An 18,303-nucleotide genomic window follows, 5' to 3' on the forward strand; every position below is an offset into this window, starting at 1 on the left:
GCGCGCCGGGGAAACTCATCGTAGAGAAGGATGTGAATTATGCAAAACACCCAACCGCAACATGCCCCGCTGTGGCAACGCTACCTGACCACGAAAGCGCAATCTTCCGCGAAATACGCCCGCGATATCGCCGCCGAAATGGGGATTAGCGAAGCGGAGCTAACCGAAGCCCGCCTGGGCTACGACGCCGTACGTCTGCAGAACGACGCCCGCGCCATCCTGACGGCACTGGAAGCCGTGGGGGAAACCAAATGCATCTGTCGCAACGAATACGCGGTGCATGAACAGGTCGGCGAATTTACCCATCAGCATTTAAGCGGCCACGCCGGACTGGTGCTAAATCCGCGCGCCCTCGACCTGCGCCTGTTTCTGAGCCAGTGGGCCAGCGCTTTTCGCCTGAACGACAACGGCCGCCAGAGCATCCAGTTCTTTGATCCGCACGGCGACGCGCTGCTCAAGGTTTACACCACTGAAAATACCGACATGGCGGCCTGGGATGCGCTGATTGTCGCGCAGACGCAGCAATCGCCTGCCCCGCTGGCGATTCGCCCGGCCGATCCGCTGAAATTTGCCGACTCCGCCGACGGCGAGGCGCTGGAAAACGAATGGCGCGCCATGACCGACGTCCACCAGTTCTTCGGCCTGCTGAGAAAATATAACCTGTCGCGCCAGCAGGCTTTCCGCCTGGTCAGCGACGACCTCGCCTGCCGCATTGACAACCAGACGCTGCCGGGCCTGCTGGAAACCATCCGCCAGGACGGCAACGAGATCATGATTTTTGTCGGCAACCGCGGCTGCGTGCAGATCTTCACCGGCGCGCTGGAAAAAGTCGCTCCGATGCGCGGCTGGCTGAATATCTTCAACACCGCTTTTACCCTGCATCTGCGCGAGGAGAGCGTGGATGAAATCTGGGTGACCCGCAAACCGACCTCTGACGGCCACGTCACCAGCGTCGAGCTGTTCGCCAAAGATGGCACGCAGATCGCACAGCTGTTCGGTCAACGCAGCGAAGGCCATCCGGAGCAGGCGCAGTGGCGTGCGCAGGTCGATCGTTTGACTACCGAAGGACTCATCGCATGAAGCGCTGGCTGATATTGCTTGCGGCGTTCCCGCTGTTGGCCAGCGCCGCCGCCGAGCGCATTGTGTCACTCGGCGGAGACGTCACGGAGGTGGTTTACGCCCTCAACGCCCAGCGGCAGCTGGTGGCGAAAGACAGCACCAGCACCTGGCCTGCCGCCGCGCAGAGCCTGCCGGATGTGGGTTATATCCGCCAGCTGAATGCCGAGGGCATCCTCTCCCTGCGCCCGACGCTGGTGCTGGCCAGCGCCCAGGCGCAGCCCTCGCTGGTGCTGAAAAAGGTGGCAGAGAATAAGGTTAAGGTCGTCAACGTGCCGGGCGGCTACGACCTTCCGGCAATCGAAGCAAAAATTGACGTGATTGCCGACGCCCTCGGTAAGCAGAGCGAAGGAAAAGCTCTGCGCCACAAGCTTCTTCAGCAGATCGCGCAAATTCCTTCCCAGCCTGTAAACAAGCGGGTGCTGTTTATCCTCAGCCACGGCGGCATGAATACCATGGTGGCCGGGAAACAAACCGCAGCGGATGGGGCAATCAGGGCGGCCGGGTTAGAGAATGCCATGCAGAGCTTCGACCATTATCGCAGCATGTCGCAGGAGGGCGTTATCGCCAGTAAACCGGACCTGGTGGTGATCTCCGCCGATGGGCTGAAAGGCATGGGCGGCGAAGCCGGGCTCTGGAAACTGCCGGGACTGGCGCAGACGCCAGCGGGGCGCAATAAGCAGGTGCTGGTGATAGATGATATGGCCCTGCTCGGCTTTGGCCCGCGTACCCCGCAGGCGGTGCTCGCGTTACGGCAAAAAGCGGAGCATCTGCCCTGATGCGCACCCACCCTGCCCGTCATCTGTGGTTAATGACGCTGCTGCTGATTGTCCTGACGCTGCTCGCCACGACCCTGGGCGCAATGCGCCTGCCATTAGCCAGCCTGTTGCCCTCCGGCGATGAAATCCTGAGGAGTATTTGGCTGACCATTCGTTTGCCGCGAGTGCTGCTGGCGCTGCTGGTCGGCGCCGCGCTGGCGCTTTCCGGCTGCGTGATGCAGGGGCTGTTTCGCAACCCTCTCGCCGACCCCGGGCTGCTAGGCATTAGTAGCGGCGCGGCGCTGGCGGTCGCCTGCTGGCTGGTACTGCCCCTGTCGGTGCCGGCGCTCGTGGCGCTGTACGCCCCGATGCTGGCGGCGTTTATCGGCAGCATGGCGGTGATGGTGGTAATTTTTATTCTCAGCCGGGCGGGCGACGCCTCGCTTTCGCGCCTGCTGCTGGTCGGCATCGCCATTAATGCCCTGTGCGGCGCGCTGGTCGGGGTACTTTCGTGGATCAGCAATGATACCCAGCTGCGCCAGCTTTCCCTCTGGGGGATGGGCAGCCTCGGGCAAGCGGAATGGTCGACGCTGCTGGTGGCCGCCACGCTGATGATCCCGGCCTCGCTGGTGGTGTGGGCGATGGCTTCGCGGCTCAACCTGCTGCAGCTGGGCGATGAAGAGGCGCACTATCTCGGCGTCAACGTTCGCGCCCTGCAGCGGCTGCTGCTGCTGTGCAGCGCATTGCTGGTGGCGTCGGCGGTGGCCATCAGCGGCATTATCGGTTTTATCGGACTGGTGGTGCCGCATTTGATGCGGATGTGGCTGGGGCCGGACCACCGCGGCCTGGTCCCCGGTTCGCTACTGTGCGGCGCAATGTTGCTGCTGCTGGCCGACACGCTGGCGCGCACCGTTGCCGCTCCCGCCGAGATGCCGGTCGGGCTGTTGACCAGCGTACTCGGCGCGCCGTGGTTTCTGTGGCTGATTTTTCGTCGGGAGAAAGGGGCTCATGGATAACCGCTATAGCGCGCGTTCGCTTTCGCTGCGTCTGGGTAACCGGCTGATTATTCATGATGTTTCGCTCCAGCTTTGCGGCGGCGAGATGACGGCATTGATTGGCCCCAACGGCGCCGGTAAATCGACCCTGCTGCGCCTGTTGACCGGTTATTTAACGCCCGACGAGGGCGAACGGGTGGTGGAAGGCCGACCGCTGGAGAGCTGGTCGGCAGAAACGCTTTCGCGCCGCCGGGCGGTGATGCTGCAACGCACCCAGTTGCACGCAGACTGGCCGATAGAAACGATTATCGCTATGGGGCGCTCGCCGTGGGGCGGCGCGATAAACCAGGAGATGATCTGCCTGGTAATGAAAGAGACCGGGTGCGATCATCTGGCCGGAAGACGCTACCCTACCCTCTCCGGCGGCGAGCAGCAGCGGGTGCAGCTGGCCCGCTGCCTGGCGCAGCTTTGGCGCGACGGCGCCCCCGAGGGCTGGCTGTTCCTTGATGAACCCACTTCGGCGCTGGATCTCTATTACCAGCAGCACCTGCTGCGCCTGCTCAAACGCCTGACCCGCAGCCGCCGCCTGCACGTCTGCGTGGTACTGCACGATCTGAACCTCGCAGCGCTATGGGCCGATCGGATTCTGCTGCTGCATCAGGGGAAACTGGTGGCTCAGGGCACGCCGCAGGAGGTGATCCAGCAGCCGATTATCAGCCGCTGGTACGGCGCGGAGGTCAGCACGGGCAAACATCCCGATGCGGCCGTTCCGCAGGTGTATCTGGCGCCGTGAGCTGAGGAAATGATTGTGCCGGGCGTAGGCTAACGCTCTGCCCGTCCTGTGAAAACGTTCCTTGATAAACAACGAAGCCGATACCTTTACCGGCTTCGTTGTGATTGGCAAATTAGAAGATCTGCCGATAGAGCGCTTTAATCTCTTCCAGATTGGTATCGCGCGGGTTGCCGCCGGTACACACGTCCGCCAGGGCCGCGGCGGCCAGAGCATCAATATCTTCTTCTTTCATTCCCACGTCGCGCAGGCGCGCCGGAATATTGACGTCGCGATTCAGCTGCGCCACCGCCTCAATTGCCGCGGCACGCGCTTCGGCAATCGGCAGGGTTGCCGCCGACTTGTTACCAAGCGCAACCGCGATGTCGCGATACTTCTCGCCGGTAAATTCGGCGTTATAAGCCATAATATGCGGCAGCAGCACCGCATTAGCCACACCGTGCGGCGTGCCGTAAAAAGCGCCCAGCGGATGAGCCATACCATGAACCAGCCCCAGACCGACGTTGGAGAAACCCATCCCGGCAATATATTGCCCCAGCGCCATCCCTTCCGCGCCCTGCGCGTCGCCCTGTACGGAAGCGCGCAGCGAGCGGCCAATCACCTCGATGGCCTTCAGATGCAGCATGTCGGTTAATTCCCATGCGCCTTTAGTGATATAGCCTTCAATGGCGTGGGTCAGGGCATCAACGCCGGTGGCCGCCTTCAGGCTGGCAGGCATGCTGCTCATCATTTCGGCGTCGATGATCGCTACCACCGGGATATCATGCGGGTCGTAGCAAACAAACTTGCGGCGATTCTGTACGTCAGTTATTACGTAGTTGATGGTGACTTCCGCCGCGGTACCGGCGGTCGTTGGGATGGCAATCATCGGTACGGCGGCGTTTTTCGTATCCGCCCCGCCTTCGAGACTGCGAACGTCGGCAAATTCGGGGTTATTAATGATAATGCCTATTGCCTTACAGGTATCCTGCGGCGAGCCGCCGCCGATCGCGATCAGGTAGTCGGCGCCTGACTGTTTAAACGCCTCTACGCCCTGCTGCACAACCTCAATCGTGGGATTCGGGACCACTTCATCAAAGACGCTGTAGGGCAATCCGGCGCCGTCGAGGATAGCGAACACCCTGGTTGCTACATCAAAACGAATAAGATCCTTATCCGTGACCACCAGCGCTTTTTTGAAGCCGCGTTTTTTAACTTCATCTACGATACAACGAATCGAACCTGGGCCAAAATAAGAGGTTTCGTTTAAAATCATTCTGTAAGCCATTTGTGCTCCCTCAATTCGAGTGTTTGATAACCATAATATTTAGCCCTACAGTAACGTGACTGACGCAGCCATTTTATTATTTCATATCAAATAACACCCTAATTGCTCTGCACGTTGGCGCAGTAAATTCACGTATCGGTCATATACAACAAAGTGAGTCCAGTATATTGGACATCAGCGACTCCCTGCGCTTAATCGAGTGATAAGCTTCGCCCCTCAATATAAGCAGCAACCAACCACTATTCTCAGATAAATATTATTGAACTGGATCACATTATTTTGTTTTCTATGATCAACATCGCTTCCCGGGAAAATAGATATTTTATCAGCAAGTGCCAAAACAGGAATGAGGACGCCACTCAACCGAAGTACATAAAGAAGAGCCAGGATCGGGATTTTCATTTTTCTACCTTTGCTACCGGCATCCTTAGCTCATTGCGCTCTGTCGTTATGCTCATCTGACAACCCGGCCGCCAATTTAACATATCAGAAACAAGCGTGTCATTTCATCAACAAAAAAAGCCCTCCTGCGATCATCGTCCTTCGCTCAAATGACCCTCTAAGAATTATCTATCATCGCTGATAAAAATTTATCACCCTCTGAATAGCGAAATGACTTGTTACGAGTAAGAAAAAAATATCAGCATTAAGAACTTTCTCTATTATTTGCGAGATATCGACTCTCAAAAAACCTTAAAAAAAACAAAAAACGCCTAAGATTTCTATATTTATTGCAAACATCACAGCCTCTTGTTAGTATGACCTTTAGTCAATATGTTTATTATAAAAATACCACTTATGATGTTTGTTAACCTTTATTCTGATCACCTGACCATACTTCTCTAACGGCAGTAGTAAATGTCTGACCTTATATATTGACATTTCGCACCTGTCCGCTAACTCACGAGTAAGTAACCCCTCAGGCTCATGTTCTTTCAATACATAAAGAATATACTCCTGCTCTGGTACGTTCACCCCGGAGAATTTATTGATGCCCATTGTGGTCATCAATGTTCTTAAACTCTCAACTGCGGTTAGCGAACCATGATGTGAATCTGGCGTACTGGGTGAAATTGCAATCTTCATGAGTCAGCTCCTTCTGTCATTCAGTGCTTGGGAGTATGGGATGACCCCATAAAAACGGCAACATTAACTTTAAATTTCAACTTAAACAGTACATTTATCTGAAATTCACTTTTTTTTATGATAAAAAACCTGATATAAAGAGTGAATTTTTAATTCCGTGTGGAGATAAAAATGCGGTTCGATATAGAGGGATTTATTACATTTGATACTGAGGAGGCCTCTCTGGTCAATCTCTTGACCGGCGATTGTATTGAACTCTCCGCCACTTCGACTCGCCTTCTTACTAGTCTGTTGCAATACCGGGGGGATATTATTTCGCGGGTTGATATTTTCCAGACGGTGTTTGAAAAATATGGCGCGAGGCCATCTAATAGTAATCTTAATCAGTACATCTCAACGCTGCGTCGCAGCCTTGCGGATCTGGGTATTGAAAAGAATGTGATTATTACGGTACCGCGAATTGGCTTTAAAATTTCTGAGGATGTCATTATCACTACCGACAATGATTACTCTTCCTCTATCACACTGCCAACCCTTTCTCCACAGCTGCCTGAGCGTAACTTGCTGCAACAACATTGCAAAGCGGCGATGTTACTGATCGCGTTCGCAGCAGTCGCGATGCTGCTCTCTTATTTTTTTATCTATAAAAAACAAACAGCTAAGCTCATGTTCACCCAAGATAAATGCACTATTTATGGTTCCGAAGCTATCCCGGTGACAGAAATACTCAGGAATAAAAAGCTCTTTACCTCGGGGCTGGACTGTTCCACGCCAAAGAAAATCTACTTCTTTAACCGACAAATGAATCAGGAGCAGGGATTAGGTATTTACATGGATATCTTCATGCTTGAGTGCGACATTAAAGACCAGCAATGCCATAGTTATTACTATAAGGAAATAAAAAATGCGTAAATATGCCTTGATATTTTCCGCCTGTTCGTTCGCGCTGATACTATTTTCAACCCTGTACCTAAACTTCAGTTCTGAGGACTCATTTTCCTGTGAATCACGCTACGATTTGACGGAGAATATAAATGAGAACATTCTTCGCTCCCAAGGATTGCTATCCGCAGAACTTTTCAAAAACCATCTTTTAATCAATCTGGAGGGTTTACTCACCAGCAATGGCGATAAATATATCGTCTCACGCACTATCGCCATCACATTAAAAAGAAACATCGTTCCCAGCCATCTTTTTTATATAAAAGACTCGCAAGTCATTCGCCACCACGCTGATAATACGCCAGAAGATATTGCGCAAAAAAATCTCTTTGGAAGCCGAACTAATGATAAAATCATCTATATAAATCACGTCAATGATGATACTATTTTGTTAGGCACCCAAAAGTTTCCACAATATGGTTGTCGCCGTCAGAAAACCATCATTGATTGAGATTCATCTCATTAATTTTAATTAAAACGATATCATGACGATACATTTACTTCCGACATTAGCCAGCATCGCCAATATCATTGATATGATTAACCCCCGGCTGAACCTGCACCATGTCAGAACGGCGTTTATCGCATCACATCTGGCTAATTTAGTGGAGTTCTCTCCGGCCCAGCGGCGTAAAACCATTCTGGCGGCGCTAATTCACGATGTCGGTGGGTTAAATGAAAAATCACGTCTTGAGCCGCTAAATTACATCGATAACGAGCATAACAACCACGCGCTTATCGGCAGCGAATTGCTTAGCCGCATCCCGTTGTTTCGTCCTCTTAACAGGATTGTTCGCTATCATCACACCCACTGGCGCAACGGTCTTGGACATTATATTGAAGGAGAACTGGTCCCCGAAGAGAGTCACCTGCTGTTCTTCGCCGACCGGCTGGATGTACTTTATTGCCAGCACCGTACCAGTCATATCGCATTTTTAAGCAAAAAGCTGGTCGACATCGTCGCCGCCGGGGCGAATATTCTCTATAAACAAGAGTACGTCCAGGCGTTCAGAACGCTTTCCGCCGATGAACATTTCTGGTCAGTCATGGCCTCCACCGACTATCGCGATTACATCAAAGCGATTCCTGGCGTGCATAACGATACCATCTCTTTACATAACCTCCGCGATATTGCTGAACTGGTCTCTTTTATTGTCGATCAGTTCAGCCAGCAGACGCCGTGGCACTCCGCGGCCGTCGGCCATATTGCCGGCTATCTGGCGACCACCATGGAAATGAGCGCGACGCAAACGCTAAAAGTTGAGATTGGCGGATTGCTGCATAATATCTCCTGCCTGGATCATAGCCCGCCGCCAGCGAGATCCGCTTCGCCAGGCAGAGCAGAAGCCTCTCTCTATAGTATTGAAGGAATTGATGATATTACTGAATGGATAGCCATGCAAAATCGTAATGCGTCCTCTAAATGGCACGCTGAATCGCTACAAACGGAAGCCCTGCTCATTACGGTTAGTCGACTGCTGGTCCATGCCCTGAGCGGGCCGAAGGGAGAAGAAAAATCGCTGGCCCAGTTAATTAAAAATAACCCGGGAAATGAAATTCCCTCGTTTATGCTGTCGCCTATCGCGCAGCACGCTTCACAAATTATTCAGATCTATCGCGCAACTGCGGGAGAAATAAAAGAGCTGGTGAATCGCGTTGAGCAACTCACCAGCTCCGCGTAAAGAGCCACCCCGCCTGAACGTCCTCAGGCGCTTAATCCGCCGTCCAGAATCAGAGTTTGTCCGGTCATATATTCACTCCCCTCGCCGATTAAAAACGCCACGGCCTTCAGTACATCATCCGTTTCGCCCAATCTGCGCAGAGGTATCGACTGGCGCATCTCTTTCAATTTTTGCGCGGGTATCTCTTCCAGCATCTCCGTGCGGATCAGGCCCGGCGCCAGGCAGTTTACCCGAATGCCGAAGCGCCCGATCTCCAGCGCCAGCGAACGCGCAATGCCGCTCATCGCCGCTTTACTCGCCGCATACGCCGTCTGCCCGACGTTACCCTTGAAGGCGCTGACCGACGACATCATCACGATGGAGCCGCGCCGCTGCATCAACATCGCCGGCAGCAGAACCCGGTTCCAGTTCATCATTGAGATAACGTTGGTGTCCAGCACCTCGCGCCATAGCGCGGCGTTCTGGTGAATATGCAGGCCATCGCGAGCCATTCCGGCATTGTGAATAATTGCCTCCGGTGCGCCCCGCTCGGCCAGCAGCGCCTGAGCAAGTTCTTCAACCCGCGACTCGTCGTTGCCGTCGCAGGCGTATCCTTGCACCTGATACGATGAATTTTCACACTCCGCCAGAGTGGCGTTAATCGCCGCTTCATTGCGCCCGGTAAACACCACGTTCCCGTTTTGCGCCAGGCCGGCGACCAGCGCCCGGCCTATCCCCCGGCTGCCGCCGGTAATCAGCACCCATTTTTGCGCCATATCAGCTGCCTGACTCTTTGCTGATGTGCTGACACAGTTCACCCAGCGTGATCCCCGGATTTTGAATAAACCAGTCCGCTTCCAGGGTAATATTGAATTCACGTTTTGCCAGCACCATCAGCTCGACGTAGTCCAGACTATCTAACTTTAAGCGAACCAGCGGCGTATTCTCATCCACCTCATCCGGCTCCAGGTCCTTGGCGTCACAAATCATTTCACACACTTTTTGCAGAACTTCATCATAGGGAATCATAAATTATCCTTAATTATCAATTGGTAACTGGGCCAACTTTTAGCGTAATCACATTCGTTATGACCTGATCATCCAGCTGCGCCGCCGCTGCAATACGCACCAGCGCGCCCTGCTCAGCCTGGCCGACCACCAATGAAGGCAACAGCCAGAGCGACAGCGAGTCGGGTTGGACCGGCGTCCCTTTGCCTGCCAGATGAGCATCAAAAACCACTTCCTGATGGGTTTGCAGCACCGGGTAGCGGGAAAAAATTTGCTGCAGCGAGGTTTCCCCCGGTCCGAGCAGGGCGGCAATATTCTCCTGGCGCAGCAGCGCCTCATCGCAAATCAGCTGACGGAACAGCAGCGCATCAAGGAACTGCCACTGCGCCAGGTCGGGCCAGGCGCGGTTGAAATGGGATTGCAGCGCGAGCAGCGTCGTGGGCGCCAGTTTGCTGGGCTGCTTACCCTCCAGCGATTCCGGCTCAGCCGCCAGGCTCATCTGGCATGACAAACAGATTTCGCCATTCTGCGGGTGGCTAACCGATGCGGCGGAGAGAATCCGCTTTTTCGCCGTCCCGGGCGTTAACAGCCAGTCGGTATCGCACCATAGCGGCCTGCGCAGGCGGACCTGGCATTTTACGTATCCCTCCGGGCGGCACAGCCGCGATTGGACATCGCGCTTCACGTCCAGCAGCGCGCGCATTCCGTGGACGCTCAGCTGCCCCGCCCCCATCGCGCGCGCTGCCGCGTAGTCGAAGTGAATGGGGTTTTCATCGCCGGAAAACGCCGCCCACTGCTGCGCATCGGCAAGGGTGTAGCGCAGCAGCGTCACGCGTGTTTCTCCAGTACCAGCGCGGCGTTCGCGCCGCCGAAACCAAAGCTCAGATTCAGCGCCCGACGGATCTCTCCCTGACGATGCCCTTCGGCGATATAGTCGAGATCGCACTGCGGATCGGGCTGCGTCAGATGCGCCGTCGCCGGCATGATCCCCGCCGCCATCGCCTGCAGGCAAACAATGGTCTCGAAGCTCCCCGCGGCGGCGATCAGATGTCCGGAGTAGGCTTTGGTACTGGAGACCGGGATCCGGTACGCCTCGTCGCCGAGCGCTTTTTTCAGCGACTGCGTTTCATTCATATCGTTGAGCGGTGTGGAGGTGCCGTGAGCGTTGATATAATCGAGATCGGCAGGCTGCAGGCCCGCGTCGCGCAGCGCCCAGCGGATAGTCTGTTCACGGGCCACGCAGTCTTCGGCCGGTGAGGTAAAATCCACCGCGTCGGAGAAATTGGCATAACCGGTGACCTCCGCGAGGATTGTCGCGCCCCGCGCCAGGGCGCTTTCGCGCTCTTCCAGGCACAGCACCGCGCCGCCTTCAGAAAGGACAAACCCGCTGCGCTGCAGGCTGAACGGGCAGCTGGCCCGCTCCGGCGATGACGATTCCCTGCTCAACGCGCCAAGCACATCGATATTCCAGATAGCGCAAACGCTGTTTAACGACTCCCCGGCCCCGGCGAGCATCATGCTGGCCCGGCCAAAGCGAATCGCATCATAGGCCTCGCCAATGGCGATAGTGCCGGTGGCGCAGGCGGCGACCGGAGTATTTTGATAACCGCGCAGATTCCACAGCTGACTACAGGCCGCGGTGGTCACGTTCGGCATCGAAAAGAAGCAGCTGAAGGGCGAAGAGACGCCCGTTTTCTCAAACTCCGGTACCGCCAGATAGCTTTCATCCAGCCCTGCCCAGCCGGAGCCGATAATGGCGCCACACCTCAGCGGGTCATAAGCATCGGTGGGTGGTTCGCCAGCAAAGGCCATCGCCACCGCCTCCCGCGCGGCGGCCAGCGCCAGGCGAGCGTGACGCGGCAGACGCCGACGAATAGCGGCGGGAACCCCCTTGAGGCTGGGTTCATTCTCTACCTGACCGATAAAATGGGTGTGGATGCCGTTAGCGGAGAGATCCACATAGCGGTAACCGCGTCGATAATCCATGATCGCCTGCCAGCTTTCGGCAGCGCTATCGCCAAGGGGAGTCACCGCGCCATAGCCGGTTATCACCACGCGATAAGGGGGTTTACTGTGACTCATTCTGGGAAATCCTCTGTTGCGGGTTATTGCCTCCCTGCGCCAGCCAAAGCTGCAAAGTGGCATAAAGATAGTCGTACTGGTTCTGCGCCAGGCTGTTCTGTACGTCGAGCAGCGCGTCCTGTGCGTTCAGCAGGGTCTGGTAGTCCACCGCGCCCGCCCGATAGCGGCTTTCGGTGAGCGTCAGGCGCCGCTGGCCCAGCTGCAGCGATTGCAGCAGGCGCACGCGCTGCTCGTCGGCGTTAAGCCGCTTTTCCATCGCATCGTCCACCTCCGACAGCGCGGTGTAGGCCGTACGGCGGAAGTTCACCGCCTCCTGCTGCACCTTTACGCTGGCCTGCTCCACGGTAAGCTGTACCGTGTTCCACTGGATAAAGGGCGCGCCGACGCTGCTTCCGACGGTACGCAGCGGGTCGTTAAACCACTGGTGAAAGATCTGGCTGCCGGCGCTCAGCGTCCCCTGCAGCGAGAGCGTGGGATAAAAGCTCAGCCGCGCCGCATCGGAACCCGCCAGCGCCGCGCGCAGCCGCGACTCCGCCGCCTGCAGATCGGGCCGGCTGGCGAGCGCGGCCAGCGGCGTGGCGCTGGCAATGGCGACACGCTGATGGACGTCAAGCGCCGGTGCTTCATCGCTATGCTGCGCGGGGGGCCTGTTGAGCAGCAGCGCCAGCGCGTTGCGGGAGATCGCCCGCTGCTGTTTCAGGCTTAGCAGCTGATTCTGGCGACTGATGACCGTCTGCCGGGACTGCAGAACGTCAAGCAGCCCTACTTTCCCCGCCCGCTGCCAGGACTCAATCTGCGCCAGCGTCTGCCTGGCGATATCCAGGCTGGCGGCCTGATAAGCCATTTGCTGATTCAGCAGCGCGATATTCCAGTAGAGCTGCGCGGTAGTATCAATCGTCGACAGGATCGTCGCCCGATAGTCCTGTTCGCTGGCAATCGCCTCCCACTCGCTCTGTTCACGAACCCGCGCCAGCTTGCCCCACAGATCCAGCTCATAGCTCAGGGATAACGAGGCGCTATAGCTCTCCTGCGAACCTCCGCTATTGAGCGGCTTTGAGTTACTGCCGGCGCCGTTTAGCGTCGCGTCGGGAGAGATATTGGTTCGGGCCAGCCCGGCGGAAATGCGCGCCTGCCGAAGGGTTAAGGCGGCAGCGGCCAGATCGTTATTGCTTTCCAGAACCTGCCCCATCACCCGCGACAGACGTTCATCGCCGAAACGGTCCCACCAGCGACCCGCTTTCTCCGACGCAAGCTCGGCGCTTTGCCCTTCCGTTCGCTGCCAGTTCTCCGGCACCGACAGCAGCGGCCGCTGATAATCGCTGCGGGTCAAATTTCCACAGCCCGTCAGCAATACAATTAACGATAATAAAGTCAGCGATCTCATTCGCGGGCCAGCGCCTCCGTCGGGTTTAGCCGCGCCGCACGACGCGCCGGGAAATAGCCGAACGTCAGGCCTATCAGGGCGGAAAAGCCGCAGGCCATCGCCACCGGCAGCCAGGTAAAGACCATGGAAAACTCCTGCGTCAACAGGGCAAACAGGTTACCGGCGGCCCATGAGCCCAGCACTCCCGTTAAGCCGCCGAGCGCGCAGATCATCACCGCCTCAATTAAAAACTGATGCATGATGTCAGTAGGGCGGGCGCCGACCGATAGCCGAATGCCAATCTCATGAGTGCGTTCGGTAACGGAAACCAGCATGATATTCATCACCCCCACGCCGCCGACCAGCAGCGAGATGGCAGCAATAGCGGTGATCAGTAGCGACATGGAGTCGGAGGTTTTTTGCAGCGCTTTGGCGAGCTGCTCATCGGTCTGGACAAAGAAATCTTTTTTGCCGTGCTCGCGGATAAGGTGCCTTTCCGCGCGCCGCGCTGCTTCCTGCGGCGACAGCGTTTCCTGGAAGCGCAGCGTCAGCGCCTCCAGCGGCTTATCGCCGGAAATCCGCTGCAATAGCGAACTATAGGGGATCCACGCCGACATAAACCCGCTGACCACCTTTGGCCCGGGCTTGCTGGCAATGCCGATTACCCGCCACGGCGCGCCGGCAATCTGCACAATTTTACCCAGCGGATCTTCATTGCCGGGAAACAGCGTCTCCCTGCTGGTTTCATCCAGTACCAGCACCGGTTCGCGATCCTCGACATCGCGGCGGGTAAAACCGTTGCCCTGAATAAAACGAATCCCCTGCAGCGAAAAGTAGTCTGCGGAAACGCCGGAAAGAATTATCGAAGAATCAAAGCCCTGACGTACCGCGGTGGTCATGCTGGAAACAATCGGCGATACCCCCAGAACCCAGGGCTGCCTGCCGAGGCTGGCGATATCATCCAGCGACAGCGCCCGCTCCATATCCGGACGCTTGCTGCCCCAGCCGGTACCCGGGCGGATTTCAAGCGTGGTATTTCCGAGCTTACCAATCTCGTTCATGATGCTCTGCCGGGCGCCTTCCCCCACCGCCATGGAGGAGACCACGGACGAAATGCCGATGATTATCCCCAGCATCGACAGAAAGGCGCGCATCCGATGTCCCAGTAAGGAACGCCAGGCCATCCGCACCGACTCTCCGATACTGCGCGACAGCGAGGCCCGACCATTATCCTGTACTGCGGGAAGGCGCTGAATGCCGCGATTATCACGAACGCCGTGGGTACTGTCGGCAACCACCTGTCCGTCGCTGATCTCGACGATCCGCTGCGCCTGCCGCGCCACCTCGCGATCGTGAGTCACGATGATGACCGTGTGCCCGTCGGCGTTCAGCTGGTGCAGAACATCCATTAGCGCCCGACCGCTGACGCTATCCAACGCCCCGGTGGGCTCATCGGCGAGAATAATCTGCGCGCCGTTGATTAACGCCCGGCAGACGCTGACCCGCTGCTGCTGGCCGCCGGAAAGCTGAGCGGGTTTGTGCTGTAACCGCGCATCAATGCCCAGCTTTTCAGCCAGTAGCGCAATGCGCGCCTGGCGTTCAGCGGCGGGCATCGCGGTATAGAGCGCGGGGATGGCGATATTCTCTTCCGCCGTCAGATAAGGCATCAGGTGGTAGCGCTGAAAAATAAACCCCAGCCAGCGGCTGCGCAGCTCGGCCAGCGCCGCGCTATCCGCCCGGTGAGTGGGGATCCCGTTGATATAAACCTCGCCGCTGCTGGGCTTATCCAGGCAACCAATAATGTTCATCAACGTCGATTTACCCGAGCCGGAAGCGCCCATAATCGCCACCATTTCGCCGGGCATAATGGTCAGAGAGACGGATTTTAGTACCGGAATAATCTGCGTCCCGGCGGTAAAATGACGCGTGACATTGTTCAGCACGATCAGCGGCTCAGCCATCACACAGACCCCGCGTCCTGCGGGATCACCACCCGCTCATCGGGCCGTAATCCTTCCAGCACCTGCGCGTACTGACGATCGTTAATCCCGATACGGACGGTGCGCTCCTCGCTACCGTTCGCCGTTTGCACCATCACAATGTAACGCTCATCACCGAGCGAACGCCCCAGCGCGGCGACCGGCACGCGCAGCGCGTCTTTTACCTGCGCGATACGGATAAACACCTGGGCGGTCATTGAGGTTTTCAGCAAGCGCTGGTGGTTATCGACTTCGAAGGTACCGTTATAGTAAATGGCGCTGCTCTGCTGATTACCGGCAGAAGCTCCGCCGTTTTGTTCCTCCAGCGCCTCCTGCGGCGCGGGCTGGACGTAGCCCAGCTCCCCTTCATAGCGCGTCTGCGGATCGGCGATGACGTAAAACCACAGCGGCTGACCGGGATGGATTTTCTGAATATCGGCTTCGGAAATGCGCGTTTGCACCTGCATTTTATCGAGGTCGGCAAGCACCAGAATCGTCGGCGCGATTTGTGAGGAGACGATGGTTTGCCCCTCACGGGTGACGATGCCCAGCACTTCACCATCCACAGGAGCAAGGATGCGGGTGTAGCCGAGGTTGGCGTTGGCGGTCTGCACGCTCATTTCCGCCTGTACGATCTGCGCTTCGTTAACCGCAATCTGCTGGACCTGCGCGCTATACTGCGCCTGCGCCTGCTCAAGATCGCTACTCACTCCCGAACCATCGCGCTGCATCGCCTGCTCGCGCGCCAGCGCTTTGCGGTACTGTACCAGCGTGGCCTCGGAAGCCAGCTTTTGCGCCCTGGCGCTGGCCAGCTGCGCGGTGGCGTTGCGTAAATCGGAAAGCTGCAGCGTCGGGTCAATTTCGGCTAACAGCTGCCCCTTACGTACCCGCTCGCCCTGGCGCACGTACAGCTTACGTAGCTGGCCGCTGACCTGTGCGCCGACGCTCACCTGGACGGCAGGTTTAATAGTCCCGCTCGCCAGCACTACTTTTTCGATATCCCCGCGATCGAGCGCAACGGTGTAGAGCGACTCGGCCTGGGCCGGAAGCGAGCGCTGATAAAAAACGGCGGCGATAATGGCCAGGATCGCGACCAGCGCAAGTAGCCACGCTTTACGGCGGCGTAAAAATTGTCGCCTCATTGGCCCGGCGCTCCCTGTGCGATATCGCGCAGCTCGCCTTCATCCAGACGATATACCCGCGTGAAGTGATGCAGAATGGGCGCACTGTGGGTTACCACGATCAGCGTTTTGCCCTGTTCACGACAGTGCTGGCACAGCGCGGCGATCACCGTTTCCGCGGTTTCGTCATCAAGATTGGCGGTCGGTTCATCGCAGAGCAAAATAGGCCGGGCGCTGTAGAGCGCCCGCGCCAGCATCAGCCGCTGACGCTGGCCTAAAGAGAGCGCCGAATGGCTCTCGCGGATCAGCGCCTCCATGCCTCCCGGCAGCGCCTGAACGACCGGCCCCAGCGCCATTTTATCGACCAGCGCCTCCACTCGCCCGCGATCGCTGTCGCTGTACCACGGGTCAAACAGGGTGATGTTTTGCAGCACCGAGGCGTTAAACAAAATATCTTCCTGGCTCTGCAGCCATACCTGCGAGGCCAGCTGGCGGGCGGTCGCCTCTTCACCGTCCAGCAGAATGCGCCCATGCTGTGCGGTAAAAAGCCCGGCCATCAGCCGTAGCAGGGTACTTTTTCCGGCGCCGGAATCGCCGACAATCGCCACCCGATCGCCGGGTTCCAGCCGGAGATCAACGGCATTCAGCACCGGGCTTTGCGGAGCGTAATGAAAGCTCACTGCCTCAAACGCCAGCTGTGGAACCGCCTCCCCACGCAGCGGAGATAACTGAGGAGTTGCAGGTTCCTCACGGGTAAACAGGCCCTGCGCGCGGGTATCAATCACGTGCAGCTGCGATTTACGGATCACGGCATAGAATATCCGCGTGACGTAAGAGGTAAAAATCTGCCGTAAAAAGCTATAGGCAAAAAAGTCGCCCAGCGAGATAAGCTTTGCGCTCACCAGCGGCAGCACCACCAGCATAAAGACCACCATCTCGAGGCTGCCGGTGAGCTGATACAGACCTTCTTTTACCTGCTGGTAAACTTTCTGCCGCTGAAGGCAGGTGAAAAGGTCGTGTGACAAACGGGCAAACTGCGCTTTGCGCTGCGTTTCCAGTCCGGCAGTTTTAATGGTTAACACCCCCTGAAGGGTTTCCATGAAAAAGTCATTCAGCGTCGCGCTTTTCAACTGCAGCTGCTGCGTATACCAGCGGTCGCGGAATATCGCCCAGACGCTGATCAGCCCCATCACGACAATGCCCGCAGCGGAAATGAGCGCCAGCACCGGTGAGATCCAGAACATAATGCCGATAGCGATAACGCAGATTATCCAGTCCGAGCGGAGTCCGTTATCCAGCTCGATTTTTTGCAGCATCCCTCCCTGCCAGGCAATAAAGCGGCTGAAAACATCCCCCGGCGCGCGTTTTTCAAAAAAACGCAGCGGATTATTCAGCAAGCGGGAAAAACCGATATCGCTCTTGAGGAGGACAAAGCGGCGGATAAAGCGCTCGCTAATCACCCTCACCCCCAGCGCTAACAGCGTGGATATGACAAAAGCGAGGATGAACCATAAATAAGGAAACTGCGTATTCTGAACGTCTGAGAAGGCCTGGTTTATCGCCCGACTGACCATCGTCGGCATTAAAAACAGCGTTAGCGATACCAGGAAGGTTAATAGCATCAGTTTATAGATACCCGGTACCGCCGCGGTCTCCTTCAGGCTCATCGCGCGCGGCATCTCCTGCTGCGCCCCGGCAATAACCGGATCCGGACTGGCGATCGCGCCGGGAGATTCTTCGAGGATCAGCGCATAGCCGCTAATCTCTTTTTTTAATGCCGAGAAAGGCAGCCACTGCTGGCCAATCGCCGGATTCATCACGCAAACGTAATCCCCTTTGCGCCAGGCGAGCAGGACATAGTGGCTGGCGCCATAGTGCAGAATGGACGGGAACGGCAGCGCATGAAGTTCATCGTGGTCAAACAACACCGGCGCGGTGGCAATGCCGACCTGTTGCAGGATAACGGATAGATCGCTCAACGATGTCCCATGATCGGATGCGGGGAAAATTTCCCGCAATGCCGGGAGAGAACACGGAATATTCTGGGTCTGCGCCAGCATCGCAATACAGGAGAGGCCGCATTCATTGGTCTCTTCCTGGAAAACCATATCAGGGATAATCTTTTTCATGATGAT

17 protein-coding genes are annotated in these 18,303 nt (G+C 56.8%); 7 read left to right on the top strand and 10 right to left on the bottom strand.

Annotation, left to right across the window (positions count from 1 at the left end; all coding sequences use genetic code 11):
• Positions 1-39: 39 nt before the first annotated feature.
• From ACSIPU_RS18135 to ACSIPU_RS18150, 4 genes are read left to right on the top strand one after another with little or no spacing between them, the layout of a single operon-like run.
• Complete coding sequence (locus ACSIPU_RS18135; protein ID WP_142471743.1) at positions 40-1,080, top strand: hemin-degrading factor; 1,041 nt, start codon at positions 40-42, stop codon at positions 1,078-1,080.
• Positions 1,077-1,895, top strand: a complete 819-nt coding sequence (locus ACSIPU_RS18140; protein WP_142471744.1) for a heme/hemin ABC transporter substrate-binding protein — start codon at positions 1,077-1,079, stop codon at positions 1,893-1,895. Before ACSIPU_RS18135 ends, ACSIPU_RS18140 begins: the two co-directional genes overlap by 4 nt.
• Positions 1,895-2,890, top strand: coding sequence for a FecCD family ABC transporter permease (locus tag ACSIPU_RS18145; RefSeq protein WP_004104885.1), 996 nt, complete (start codon positions 1,895-1,897; stop codon positions 2,888-2,890). Before ACSIPU_RS18140 ends, ACSIPU_RS18145 begins: the two co-directional genes overlap by 1 nt.
• Positions 2,883-3,662 (top strand): heme ABC transporter ATP-binding protein, encoded by a 780-nt coding sequence (locus tag ACSIPU_RS18150; protein ID WP_142471745.1) that lies wholly within the window; start codon positions 2,883-2,885, stop codon positions 3,660-3,662. Before ACSIPU_RS18145 ends, ACSIPU_RS18150 begins: the two co-directional genes overlap by 8 nt.
• A 112-nt stretch (positions 3,663-3,774) precedes the next feature.
• Here the strand turns inward: ACSIPU_RS18150 and fucO are convergent, their stop codons facing one another.
• Both fucO and ACSIPU_RS18160 read right to left on the bottom strand, forming a co-directional pair.
• Positions 3,775-4,926: a lactaldehyde reductase gene (gene fucO, locus ACSIPU_RS18155; protein ID WP_004104888.1), complete on the bottom strand. Its 1,152-nt coding sequence runs from the start codon at positions 4,924-4,926 to the stop codon at positions 3,775-3,777.
• Positions 4,927-5,691: 765 nt separating this feature from the next.
• A complete protein-coding gene (locus ACSIPU_RS18160; RefSeq protein WP_004104889.1) occupies positions 5,692-6,012 on the bottom strand; it encodes a FaeA/PapI family transcriptional regulator in 321 nt (106 codons plus the stop codon).
• A gap of 171 nt (positions 6,013-6,183) precedes the next feature.
• Between ACSIPU_RS18160 and ACSIPU_RS18165 the strand changes: the two genes are divergently transcribed.
• From ACSIPU_RS18165 to ACSIPU_RS18175, 3 genes are read left to right on the top strand one after another with little or no spacing between them, the layout of a single operon-like run.
• Positions 6,184-6,924, top strand: a complete 741-nt coding sequence (locus ACSIPU_RS18165; protein WP_004104891.1) for a winged helix-turn-helix domain-containing protein — start codon at positions 6,184-6,186, stop codon at positions 6,922-6,924.
• A complete protein-coding gene (locus ACSIPU_RS18170; RefSeq protein ID WP_004104893.1) occupies positions 6,917-7,405 on the top strand; it encodes a hypothetical protein in 489 nt (162 codons plus the stop codon). The genes ACSIPU_RS18165 and ACSIPU_RS18170 overlap by 8 nt, the downstream gene beginning before the upstream one ends.
• Positions 7,406-7,439: 34 nt before the next feature.
• Entirely contained in the window at positions 7,440-8,636 is a 1,197-nt protein-coding gene (locus tag ACSIPU_RS18175) for an HD domain-containing protein (RefSeq protein ID WP_023321509.1), read from the top strand.
• Between the two features lie 23 nt (positions 8,637-8,659).
• On the opposite strand, the gene ACSIPU_RS18180 is transcribed toward ACSIPU_RS18175, so the two are convergent.
• Genes ACSIPU_RS18180 through ACSIPU_RS18215 form a run of 8 tightly spaced genes read right to left on the bottom strand, consistent with a single transcriptional unit; the run spans position 8,660 to position 18,297 of the window.
• Complete coding sequence (locus ACSIPU_RS18180) at positions 8,660-9,391, bottom strand: SDR family NAD(P)-dependent oxidoreductase (RefSeq protein ID WP_004114789.1); 732 nt, start codon at positions 9,389-9,391, stop codon at positions 8,660-8,662.
• A 1-nt stretch (position 9,392) separates the two neighbouring features.
• On the bottom strand, positions 9,393-9,644 hold the full coding sequence (locus ACSIPU_RS18185) for an acyl carrier protein (RefSeq protein ID WP_004104899.1): 252 nt from the start codon (positions 9,642-9,644) through the stop codon (positions 9,393-9,395).
• Positions 9,645-9,660: 16 nt separating this feature from the next.
• Positions 9,661-10,455, bottom strand: coding sequence for a MaoC/PaaZ C-terminal domain-containing protein (locus tag ACSIPU_RS18190; RefSeq protein ID WP_196557954.1), 795 nt, complete (start codon positions 10,453-10,455; stop codon positions 9,661-9,663).
• Positions 10,452-11,705 carry a beta-ketoacyl-[acyl-carrier-protein] synthase family protein gene (locus tag ACSIPU_RS18195; RefSeq protein WP_024274620.1) on the bottom strand — a complete coding sequence of 418 codons (1,254 nt, stop codon included), beginning with the start codon at positions 11,703-11,705 and terminating at the stop codon, positions 10,452-10,454. Before ACSIPU_RS18195 ends, ACSIPU_RS18190 begins: the two co-directional genes overlap by 4 nt.
• A complete protein-coding gene (locus ACSIPU_RS18200; RefSeq protein WP_195606310.1) occupies positions 11,692-13,089 on the bottom strand; it encodes a TolC family protein in 1,398 nt (465 codons plus the stop codon). Before ACSIPU_RS18200 ends, ACSIPU_RS18195 begins: the two co-directional genes overlap by 14 nt.
• Complete coding sequence (locus ACSIPU_RS18205) at positions 13,086-15,029, bottom strand: ABC transporter permease (RefSeq protein WP_004104905.1); 1,944 nt, start codon at positions 15,027-15,029, stop codon at positions 13,086-13,088. Before ACSIPU_RS18205 ends, ACSIPU_RS18200 begins: the two co-directional genes overlap by 4 nt.
• Positions 15,029-16,189 carry an efflux RND transporter periplasmic adaptor subunit gene (locus tag ACSIPU_RS18210; RefSeq protein ID WP_004104907.1) on the bottom strand — a complete coding sequence of 387 codons (1,161 nt, stop codon included), beginning with the start codon at positions 16,187-16,189 and terminating at the stop codon, positions 15,029-15,031. The genes ACSIPU_RS18205 and ACSIPU_RS18210 overlap by 1 nt, the downstream gene beginning before the upstream one ends.
• Positions 16,186-18,297: a peptidase domain-containing ABC transporter gene (locus ACSIPU_RS18215; protein ID WP_024274621.1), complete on the bottom strand. Its 2,112-nt coding sequence runs from the start codon at positions 18,295-18,297 to the stop codon at positions 16,186-16,188. The genes ACSIPU_RS18210 and ACSIPU_RS18215 overlap by 4 nt, the downstream gene beginning before the upstream one ends.
• Between the last annotated feature and the right edge of the window lie 6 nt (positions 18,298-18,303).

It is taken from the genome of Klebsiella sp. HN106, from assembly GCF_051209435.1.
Taxonomy (GTDB): Bacteria; Pseudomonadota; Gammaproteobacteria; order Enterobacterales; family Enterobacteriaceae; genus Klebsiella; species Klebsiella oxytoca.